Raw genomic sequence first — 1,320 nt, forward strand, 5'->3', positions numbered from 1 at the left:
GAGCAGTTGGAGTTGCCGGTGGATTTCCCGCGTCCGGCGGTTGCTTCGCATGAGGGTGCTTCGGTGGAGCTTCGTGTTCCTGCGGGGGTGCATGCGCGGTTGGTGGAGTTGTCTCGTGCGTGTGGTGCGAGTGTGTTCATGACGGTGCAGGCCGCGTTGGCGGTGCTGTTGTCGAAGATGGGCGCTGGCCACGACATCCCACTCGGGACCCCGATCGCGGGGCGCACCGACGACGCCCTCGACGACCTCGTCGGGTTCTTCGTGAACACGCTGGTCCTGCGCACCGATGTCTCAGGTGATCCGACGTTCCGGCAGGTTGTGGAGCGGGTCCGGGAGGCGGATCTGGCGGCTTTCGCGCATCAGGATGTGCCGTTCGAGCGGCTGGTGGAGGTCCTCAACCCGGCCCGTTCCATGGCCCGCCACCCCCTCTTCCAGGTCATGCTCGCCTTCCACAACAACGCGCAACCCGACCTCGACCTCCCCGGTGTTCACGCCCAGGCCGAGCCTGCCGGTGATGTGGCGGCCAGGTTTGATCTGTCGTTCAGCCTGGGTGAACTCCGTGACGAGAACGGCGGCCCTGCCGGGCTTGAGGGGCAGGTCGACTACCGGACGGATCTGTTCTCGGAGGAGACGGTCCGGGGGCTCGTGGACCGGTTGGTGCGTGTGCTGGAGACGGTCAGTGCCGATCCGGATACGGCGGTCCGTTCCGTCAGTGTTCTCGGTGCTGAGGAACGGCAGCGGGTGCTCGTCGACTGGAATGACACGGGTCGTGAGGTTCCGGATCTGACGTTGCCGGAGTTGTTCGAGGCGCAGGTGGTGCGGACTCCGGATGCGTTGGCTGTGGTGAGTGGTGGTGTTGAGCTCACTTATGCGGAGTTGAATGTTCGGGCGAATTGTTTGGCGCGGTATTTGGTGGGGTGTGGTGCGGGTCCGGAGCGGTTGGTGGCGGTGGCTTTGCCGCGCTCGGTGGATCTGGTTGTTGCGTTGTTGGCGGTGTTGAAGAGTGGTGCGGGGTATGTGCCGGTGGATCCGGAGTACCCGGTGGACCGGATTACGTACATGCTCCGGGATGCTCGGCCGACGTTCGTTCTGACCGATGAGGCAACAGCTGGTCTGCTGCCCCGTGACAGTGACGTCCCTTGTGTGTTGCTTGACGATCCTTCGGTGCGGGACGCGGTCACGGCGCTGAATGCGTCCGACCTCCTTGATGGAGACCGTCTGTCCCCGGTGGTTTCTGCGCATTCGGCGTATGTGATTTATACGTCGGGTTCGACGGGGTGGCCGAAGGGTGTGGTGGTTTCGCATGGGGCGTTGGTGAAT

At 64.0% G+C, this 1,320-nt stretch carries 1 protein-coding gene; it reads left to right on the forward strand.

From position 1 onward, the window contains the following. Positions 1 to 12: 12 nt before the first annotated feature. Positions 13 to 1,320, forward strand: a 1,308-nt coding sequence (locus ACWIHT_RS47230; protein ID WP_456174834.1) for a non-ribosomal peptide synthetase, incomplete at its 3' end; no start/stop codon positions are given.

The sequence above is a fragment of the Streptomyces sp. NPDC002276 genome (genome assembly GCF_053891435.1).